8 protein-coding genes are annotated in these 9591 nt (G+C 49.4%); 3 read left to right on the top strand and 5 right to left on the bottom strand.

Annotated features, from left to right (window positions below; genetic code table 11):
- From RCH83_RS13430 to RCH83_RS13420, 3 genes are all read right to left on the bottom strand, one after another.
- On the bottom strand, positions 1-1189 hold a 1189-nt coding region (locus tag RCH83_RS13430; RefSeq protein WP_306522930.1), incomplete at its 3' end, for a diguanylate cyclase.
- Positions 1190-1390: 201 nt separating this feature from the next.
- Entirely contained in the window at positions 1391-2038 is a 648-nt protein-coding gene (locus RCH83_RS13425) for a response regulator transcription factor (RefSeq protein WP_306522928.1), read from the bottom strand.
- A 72-nt stretch (positions 2039-2110) separates the two neighbouring features.
- Complete coding sequence (locus RCH83_RS13420; RefSeq protein ID WP_306522926.1) at positions 2111-4345, bottom strand: TonB-dependent receptor; 2235 nt, start codon at positions 4343-4345, stop codon at positions 2111-2113.
- A 148-nt stretch (positions 4346-4493) separates the two neighbouring features.
- On the opposite strand from RCH83_RS13420, the gene RCH83_RS13415 reads away from it, so the two are divergent.
- The 3 genes from RCH83_RS13415 (at position 4494) to RCH83_RS13405 (ending at position 7971) form a co-directional block, all read left to right on the top strand.
- Entirely contained in the window at positions 4494-5819 is a 1326-nt protein-coding gene (locus tag RCH83_RS13415) for a GntP family permease (protein ID WP_306522924.1), read from the top strand.
- 69 nt (positions 5820-5888) lie between these two features.
- Entirely contained in the window at positions 5889-7061 is a 1173-nt protein-coding gene (locus RCH83_RS13410; protein WP_306522922.1) for a homoserine O-acetyltransferase, read from the top strand.
- Between the two features lie 127 nt (positions 7062-7188).
- Positions 7189-7971: an ABC transporter substrate-binding protein gene (locus RCH83_RS13405; protein WP_306522920.1), complete on the top strand. Its 783-nt coding sequence runs from the start codon at positions 7189-7191 to the stop codon at positions 7969-7971.
- A 15-nt stretch (positions 7972-7986) separates the two neighbouring features.
- Here the strand turns inward: RCH83_RS13405 and RCH83_RS13400 are convergent, their stop codons facing one another.
- Entirely contained in the window at positions 7987-9033 is a 1047-nt protein-coding gene (locus tag RCH83_RS13400; RefSeq protein ID WP_306522918.1) for an ABC transporter ATP-binding protein, read from the bottom strand.
- Positions 9033-9591, bottom strand: a 559-nt coding sequence (locus RCH83_RS13395; RefSeq protein WP_306522916.1) for an iron ABC transporter permease, incomplete at its 5' end; no start/stop codon positions are given. The genes RCH83_RS13400 and RCH83_RS13395, both read right to left, overlap by 1 nt.

The following is a 9591-nucleotide window of genomic DNA, read 5'->3' as shown; positions in this document are numbered from 1 at the left end:
TCAGGCACAGCTGTAATAACGCCTCGTCGCCCACCTGATGACCAAACTCGTCGTTAATTTGTTTAAAGTGATCCACGTCAAACACCATTAACGACAGCGGTTGTTGCACCCTTTGTGCCCGTGCAATGGCCATAGTTGCCTGGCGCTCCAGCCATTCCCTGTTGGCCACCCTGGTGACTTTGTCGGTAAAGGCCATCAGCCGCAGCTTGTTATTGTCGTCAATTAACCTTGGCAAAGTGATAGCAAACAAAGTGTTAGCCGCTATCACACTAATGGCAAACTGATACACCATGACAAATTCCAGTAAACCAAACCAATGCACCCAAAAGGCAATTAAAAAGCTGGTCAGCGCCAGATTCAGCACATTCAGTTTGGCGTTTTCGGTGCAGGCTAACCACATTTGTGGGATCACCAAAAAGAAAATGGCAAAAGCGCTGTTGGCCGAATCGGCTAAATGCGCCAGCATCATGGCTGAGGTAATTAATAAAAGATTCAGCAGCAGCTTGGCAAACAGCGGCCTGTTCCATTCGATGGGCTGCATATCCAATAAGTCTTGTAGCTGTAAGCGTTTGTTCTTTTTAAAAGAACGCAGCATCACAATAAAAAACGGCGCCAGCGCCAGCACACCGGCCATATCACCAATCCAGAACGGCAACCAGGTGGCAGCAACTTCGGCCAGCGGCAACATCTGGCACCACACCAGCTGGGTCAGCACCAGCGCTGTTGCCAGCAAAGAGCTAAAAGCTGCTATCAGCAAAAATGAAACGATAAGTTTGGGTAAATGCCGCTGCCCCAGCGGCAACAACCAATGCAGCAGCCAGGCGCCCAGGCCATAAGGCAACAAATGCGCCATGGCAAATAAAAAACCGGCATTCAGGCTGTCGTCCAGACTCAGCGGCAGCTGGTAATGGTTAACAGTCCAGAGGGTAATAACAACAGCGGCAGCAATCAGTGCAGGCATGGCGCTGATGCCAAACAATAATAAAGCCGCAAAACTCAGGCCAGAGGCCGGAAACCAAACGCTGGCATGTTCGCTATATTCCACCAGCCGACCCAGTTGCCACACCAATAACCACAATACAAATAACAGCACACTACGGCACAAAGCCGCCGGCCAATGGGTTAAGTGCAACCAGCTGAAGATGGTTGAAAAAACAGTGTTGTTATTCAAAGTTGGAGTTTTTGTCATGGGGTACTGCCCGCTGCAAGCCGGAAACAACAACCTGAATTTGTCAGGTGCCGGAATGCCCAGCATATCAGCTCATTGCGCTTTGGCGAGTGTTTTTTCAAACTGTTGTTTTACCATTGATATTGCTGATCAGTTGGCCTTTAAACCACCAAAACAGCACCGTTTTTTTACGCAGCTTGCCAGCCCATCGGGTTATAAAATTCACAGATTATCCGGCAGTTTCAGCTTTTCAAACATAATGCCGGCCAAAGTGCGGTTATTCACCTCCAGCTTGCGCAAAATGGCAGAAACATGCTGTTTGACTGTGGTTTCCTGCACATTCATTTCATAAGCAATTTGTTTATTCAGCAGGCCATCGGCAATCATTTTTAACACCCGAAATTGCTGGGGTGTCAGTTGCTCCAAGGCACCTGCAAATTGCTGGTCAATGAGATCAGCCGCTTGTGAAACCGAAGCCTCAAGTTCAGCCGGTAACCAACGCTCACCCGCCAATACAGCGGCAACAGCTTCAGACAACACTTCCAGAGGTGCCGATTTTGGCAAATAAGCGGCAGCGCCTAATTGCAGCGCCTGTTTAATCACAGCGGGTTCTTCAATGGCCGACACCATCAGCACACTAATATCGGGGTATTCGGTACGAAGCGCCGTTAAGCCGGCAAAACCTTCGGCGTCCGGTAGTTTTAAATCCAGTAAAATTAATTGGGTATCGGGATGGCTACGCAACAAAGGCCACAACTGCGCCATGCTATGTGCCTGAAAAAGCTGGGCGTCGCTGCCCAAAATGGCTTGCAGCGCCTGCGACAGCGCAACACGAAACAGCGGATGGTCATCAGCAATAATGGCAATCATACAAAACCACAGTTAACACAAGCAGAAGCTGATGATGAACCGGGGCGAAAGCCCCGGCAACATCTTTTCACATCAGAACCGATAACCCACCGACAAACTAACCGTTCTTGGGTCGTTGTAATAAGCGGTAATGGTTTGTTCACCGGCCAGCAGCGGGAAGTTATAACCGGCAATACGCACTTCTTTATTGCCTAAGTTACGGCCCTGCAACGAAACATCCCAATGACCGTCCGGCGCGTACCAAGTGGCGCCGGCGTTAAACAGCGTGTAACCGCCGCTGTCCAGCACTGAAGGCAATTCAAAAATCTGCGTTTCGCTGCGATGTGCCAGATTGGCGTTCAGCACCAGCTCGCCACCGGCCAGAGCTACTGTGTACTTAGTGCCTAAAGTTGCGGTCAGCTCCGGCGTATTGGCAAAAGACCACAAATTCGACACGTCGATACTGGTTTTACTTGCGGCGTCATAAAACACTACTTCGTTAAATTTGGCATCGGTATAACCAACAATCAGGTTAAATTGCAGCGCATCTGTGGCAACAGCAGTGGCTTCCAGTTCAATACCGTTAATGTCGGCGCTGGCAGCGTTTAACACCTGGGATGCTACGTTATTGCCCACGGCGCGTTGCACTGTCACCTGCATATCGTCATAAGCAGCGGTAAATACCGCGGCATTTAAACGCAGGCGACGGTCCAGCCATTCGCTTTTAATACCCAGTTCAAAAGTATCCACTGTTTCCGGCTGATAAGGCTCGTCGGCACTTGGGTTGAGTGACTTCACAGCGCGCATATCAAAACCACCGGATTTAAAACCGTCGGTGTAACTGCCGTACAACATCATGTCGTCATTGGCCTGATATTCAAAACCAATACGGGGTGAAAAATGGTTAAAGCTGGCGCTTTTATCAAAGTCGGTTTGTACCTGCAGTGGTGTGCCGCCTTGTACCCGCGGCAGTTTGTAACCCAGATACATATAACGGTACACCTGAGCGTCTTTGTCATCTTCGGTATAACGGCCACCTAAGGTGAAAGACCACTTGTCGTCATACTGATAGGTGCCCTGGGCATAAGCGGCCATAGAGTCGGTATCGACACAACCACCGTTTTCCACTGTCACACCGGCGCCTGCCACTATCACAGTGCCAAAAGCACCACAGGCTTCACCGTCAAATTTGTAAAGACCTGAGGCAAACTTCAGCTTGTTGCTGTTGTACAAAAATTGCAATTCATGCGAAGTTTGTTCGTCTTCATAAAAAGCCGGTACGTCTAACGACGGTAAACGGGTGGAGTCAAAATCGATATTGGTGTCCGTTACCCCTTCCCGCCGTGCTGACACTGCTTTAATGGTCCAGTCGTTATTGACATCCCAGGCCATGGTCAGCGACTGACCGCTGGTTTCCACTGAGTTATCCACCGGCATGCTGGTGTTGGAGTCGTACACATTAGTTGGTGGTGTTTCTTTAGTCAGCAGACTGGGGGTTAAACGATGACCCCCTTTGCTATTGGAATCATCCTGGGTTTCATCAGCAGCAAAACTAAAACGTAAGTTATCAGCCGCCTGATATTGCAGGCTCAATCGACCGGTAGTGATGTCTTTGTTATAGTTTTCATCGCCAGTATTGAGGTAAGTGCCAAAACCATCGCGGTTAAATACAGCACCGGCAGCGCCAATAAATAACTTGTCGGTTAAAGCGGTTTGACCCGACAGTTTCAGGTCTTTTTGGCCATAGTTGCCAACAGTGCCACGCACGGCAAATTCGTTGTCACCCGACAGCGCTTTGGTGACGTATTTCACTGCGCCACCTATGGTATTACGGCCATATAAAGTGCCTTGCGGGCCGCGTAAAACTTCAATACGTTCAACATCATAAATATCTAAAGCCGCGCCTTGTGGCCGCGCCATATAAACATCGTCCAGATAAATACCAACACCGGATTCAAAACCCCAGAGTGGGTCTTGCTGGCCAATACCACGGATATAAGCGGTTAAAGTGCTGTTGGTACCCCGCGACACCTGCATAGTGGTGTTGGGCGAATATTGTTGTACTGAGGTAATGTTTTCGATGCCACGTTGTTTTAAATCTTCAGCGCCAATCGAAGTCACTGCAACTGGCACTGACTGTAAATTTTCGGCGGTGCGCCGCGCTGTCACCTGAATCACTTCTAAAGTCGCAGCTTCTTTTTTGGCGTTGTCGTTATTGTTTTGTTGTTGGGCAGTGGCTGGCAACAGAGCGCCAAGCAGCACAGTGCTGACGGCAAAAGCCAGCATATTGGGTTGGAAACGGCGGGTCGTTTTATTGTTATGGGCCATCTGGCTTCTCCTGCTGATCAATCGGTACATACTGTTTTAGTTTTTTCTACTCTAGGCCGATTTGACCAAATGTTAATCTGTACCTTAGTACTATAGAGATGTCAGAACGGATAGATCAGACTGCAAAAAAACCGATAAGGATTTGTTTATGCTCAGTCTACTGGGGTTGTTAGCCGGCTTGTTGTTGCTGATAGTGCTGACCATGCGCGGCTTTAATTTGTTTATTCTGGCGCCCCTTTGTGCGCTGCTGGTGGCACTAACCAATGGCATTCCGTTTTGGCAGGTTGCCGGAACTACCCCGGGATTAGCCGCAAGCCAGGCCGACTTTGTGCACGGTTATATGAATGGTTTTGCGTCTTTTGTCAGCAGCTGGTTTTTAATGTTTTTATTGGGTTCTTTGTTTGGCAAATTGATGGAACACACAGGCGCCGCCGATGCTGTTGCCCTTGCCATTGTGAAAAAACTCGGCCAAGGCCATGCCGTTGCCGCTGTGGTGTTGGCTTGTGCTGTACTGACTTACGGTGGTGTTAGTGTCTTTGTGGTGGCTTTTTCGGCTTACCCTATGGCGGTGAGTTTATTTAAAGACGCCAATTTGCCACGGCGTTTTATTCCGGCCGCTTTGGGGCTGGGCTCTGTCACTTTTACCATGACCTCGGCCGGTTCACCGGAAATTCAAAACTGGATCCCTATTCAATATTTAAAAACCTCACCTTATGCCGGCTGGGAAGTGAGTTTAGTAGTGGCCATTTTTATGGCGGCTTTGGGTTATGGTTTGCTGAAAAAGATGATTAATCAGGCAGTTGCAAAAGGTGAACATTTTATTGGCCGCGACAGCGACCCTGCTGTTGGCGAAAGGGTTTTACCCCACCCTATGCTGGGTATTATTCCGCTGATTGTGGTACTGGTGCTGTCAAACTGGCTACATCACAGCCTGCAACAAGCGGCCTTAATAGTGGCGCTGAGCGGCGGTGTGCTTTGCCTGTATTTACTGAACCGCCGTTTTGTCCAGAACCTGGATAAAGCGCTGAACGACGGCGTGACCGGTGCTTTATTGGCCATAGGTAACACAGCTGCTGTGGTGGGTTTTGGTAGTGTTGCCAAACTGACGCCGGCTTTTGACCAGATAGTACATGCCGTAGTGGCGCTGCCCGGGCCTGAGCTATTGGGCGCTGCTGTAGCTGTTAGTGTGATTGCCGGTGTCACAGGTTCAGCATCCGGCGGCCAGGTAATAGCGCTGCCGGAAATTGCGCCCACTTATTTAGAACGTGGTGTAGAACCCGAGCAGCTGCATCGGGTCGTGGCGATTTCATCAGGCGCTTTGGATTCTTTGCCGCATAACGGTTATGTGGTCACCACCATCCGTGCTATTTGTGGTGAAAGCCATCAAAACGCTTATTGGCCAGTGGCGGTTGTGACAGTGCTGGTGCCTTTAATTGGCACTGTGCTGGCGATAGTGTTGTTTCAATGGCTTTAGTTTCTTTGGTTTTTGCCGTCTTTTTTCACTTTTGGTTTTAGCCGTCGTTTTTCACTGAAGGAGCTGTAAATGCGTTTGATTTTTATGGTGTTCTGCCTCTGTAGCCTGCTACTGACGCCGCTGGCGCAGGCTGAGTTATTGGTGCAAAAACAACAGTTTGAATTAAAAGAATTTAAAACCCAAAGTGGCAAAACCATTCAAAACGTCAAAGTGGGTTGGGAAGCTTATGGCACCCTCAATGCCGATAAATCTAATGTGATTCTGATCACCCATTATTTTTCCGGCACTTCGCATGCAGCGGGCAAATACCAGCCAACGGACACTACGCCAGGTTATTGGGACGCTATTATTGGCCCGGGTAAAGCCATCAATACCAACAAATTTTATGTGGTCAGTATGGATACGCTGGTCAATGCCAACGTAAAAGACCCCAATGTCATCACCACAGGCCCCGCCAGCATCAACCCGGATACAGGTAAACCTTATGGCCTGAGTTTTCCGGTGGTGACTATCACTGACTTTGTGGAAGTACAAAAAGCCTTTTTAGACAGCCAGGGCATCAACACTTTGTATGCCGTGATTGGCCCTTCGATGGGTTCTTTTCAGGCCATTGAATGGGCCAGTCGTTATCCAAAAAGAGTACAACGTTTAATAGCCGCTATTGGCACTGCCCATATCGACAGCTGGAGTGCGGTGCGGCTCGAGCGCTGGGCTGAACCTATTAAAGCCGACCCCAACTGGCAACAAGGCAATTATTACGGCAAAGCAGCACAGCCCACTGCAGGTTTAATTACCGCGCTGGCTTATATCACCCAGGATGCTTCTAACCCTGTTGGTTTTAATCAGAAATACCCGGAATCTGCATTGGATAAAAACGCCCATCTGTATATTCAAAGTGAGCTACAAGCTTGGCAACAGCTGCGACAAGCCGCAGCTGCCCGTGCTGTGCTGCAGGATGCCAACCATATTTTGTATCTGGTGCGGGCTTCGCAATTATGGCGGGTGGGCATGCAAGACAACTGGCAACAGGCCCTTGGCAACATCAGCGCTAAAACCTTGTTTTTACCTGCCACTGGCGATTTGTTATTAACACCGGACATGTCAGCCAAAAGCCAACAGCTGCTGTTACAGGCCGGCAATAAAGCGCAACTGCATGAAATTCCTGGCAATTGGGGTCATCTGGATGGCTTATTTAATATTGCTGCAGCCGGGCCAACCATCAAAAAATTCTTAACTGAATAAGCCCGCTGTAGCAAAGGGGTTTTACCTTCGCAGCCTTGTGATTTGCCGGAATGAACACTAGAAAGCATCAGTATTTTTATTACGACGGCGCTATACTCTGCAGATATTTTCATTCCCGGATATGTTTATGCTCAGAATTTTGCTGCTGTTTATCTGTGCTGTTGCATGTTCTGCCGCATCTTCTGTCAGCGCCGCAGTGCCGCTGAATTTCTGTTTTGAAGACAAAGAATTAGCCCCCTATTATTACGGTAATGGTGCCCAGGTACTGCCCAATAAACCAGGCGCTACTATTGAACATCTGCAACAACTGGTGGCAGCAGTGCCACAACTTGAACTGAAACTACAACGACTGCCGTGGAAACGTTGTCTGGCGGCGCTGGCCACTGGCGAAATAGATGCCGTAGTGGGCAGTTACAGTAGTGAACGCGCTGAGTTTGCTGTGTTCCCTTACCGGGATGGCAAGCCTGATCCACAACGGGCTTTTAATTTACATCACACTTGTCTGGTGAGTCGGCAGGATGCGCCCTGGCAATGGACAGGCACAGGTTTTACCGGCATTGAGCAACTGGTGGTGGCAAGACCGCTGGGTTACGCCCCGCTCAAAAGCAACCCACAACAAAAATTCAGTATGCATTACACCAGCTCCAGCGACATGGATCTGGATTTATTGGAAAAAGGCCGGATTAACGCCATTACCCGACTTTGTCAGATTGGTGATTTAAAAGTCAGCCCGGCGCAAATCAGCTTGCGTGGCCTTAAGATTTTGTACCCACCTTTGTACGACAGCAGAGGTTATTTAATTTTCAGCAAGAACTTTTACCAGCGGGAACAACAACTGGCAGAATTATTATGGCAACAGCAAATCAACAATAAAGGCACCGACATTTACCGGCGTTATCTGGAAGAATAACGGGCTGGCGTCCCTTTAACCTGCCACAGGCCGTAAAAAACACACCAAATCATCAATTTCCGGCCTGATGCCAATATATTCACCAATCCCGTGCTGGTGATGGCTTGGTGCCAGACAACTGACTTTTTCACCATCCCCCACTTCCAGCTGATATAACATATGAGCACCACGAAAAGCACGGCTCAGCACTTTGGCTCTGAGCGGGCTTTGGTCGTCATGCAGAATATCATCGGGCCGCACTAATAAATCCACCGCCATACCGGCAGCCAGTGTTGTGGCCTGTGGCTGGCGAAATACCCCTAAACAGGTTTGGACACTGTATGGGTCTAACATCTGGCCTGTCAGTAAATCACCCTGACCAATAAAATCGGCGACAAATCTGTTGGCTGGCTGATGGTACAACTGATAAGGCGTGCCCCATTGCTGTAACAAACCATGCGCCATCACGCCTATCCAGTCGGCCATGGCAAAAGCTTCATGCTGGTCATGGGTCACCATCACAGCGGTAATACCCAGCTGATTTAAAATGGCGCGGATATCGCGGGCCAGCGAATCGCGTAAATCAGCATCCAGACCGGAAAAGGGTTCATCCAGCAATAATAATCTTGGTTCTGGCGCCAAAGCACGGGCCAGCGCCACCCGCTGCTGCTGACCACCGGACAACTGATGAATAAAACGGTTGCCCATGCCGGCCAAGCCCACCAGCTGTAATAACTGCAACACTTTGGCCTGCTGCTGCGCTTTGCTTAAAGCAAACAAACCAAAACTAATGTTCTCGCCCACTGTTAAATGCGGGAACAAGGCATAATCCTGAAACACCACACCGACCTGGCGTTTTTCCGCCGGCAACATCACCGAAGGGCTACTGACCAGCGCACCGGCCAGCTGAATCTCTCCTTGTTGTACCACTTCAAAACCGGCAATGGCCCTTAATAAACTGGTTTTGCCTGAACCCGACGGCCCAACCAAACAACCAATTTCACCGGCTTTTAGCTTAAAACACACATCTTTCACGACGGTAAAAGACTGATAAGCCACAGCAATATGATTCAGTTCCAGCATCAGTGCCCCACAGAAGATTTTTTATCAAGCGCTCTGGTGAGCAAAAGCACTGGCCCAAGACCAACCAGCACTATGGTCAGCGCCGGCAAAGCAGCGTCGGCCAGCCGCTCATCAGACGCCAGCTCATAACTTTTTACCGCCAGGGTATTAAAGTTAAAAGGTCTTAATAACAAAGTGGCCGGCAGCTCTTTGAGTACATCCACAAACACCAGCAATAAGGCGGTAAAGACGGAAGATCGCAACAAAGGCACATGTACCTGCCATAACACCTGTCTGGGTTTGAGCCCAAGCGAACGGGCGGCCTGATCCATACTGGGTTTAATTTGCCCGAGGCCAGCTTCAATACCCTGCAACGCCACTGCCAGAAACCGCACTGCATAAGCAAGCAGCAGCGCCACCACAGTGCCGGACAACAACAAACCGGTGCGGACACCCAAATATTGTTCTGCCCAGAGATCAAGCTGATTATCCATAAAAGCCAGTGGCAACATCACGCCAATGGCAATGACAGTGCCCGGAATGGCATAACCCATAGCACTTAACCGGATCAGCAACTGC

Source organism: Rheinheimera sp. (genome assembly GCF_030824435.1).
Taxonomy (GTDB): Bacteria; Pseudomonadota; Gammaproteobacteria; order Enterobacterales; family Alteromonadaceae; genus Pararheinheimera.
Note: the sequence above shows the minus strand (reverse complement) of the source record. Positions and strands in the feature narration are given on the sequence as shown.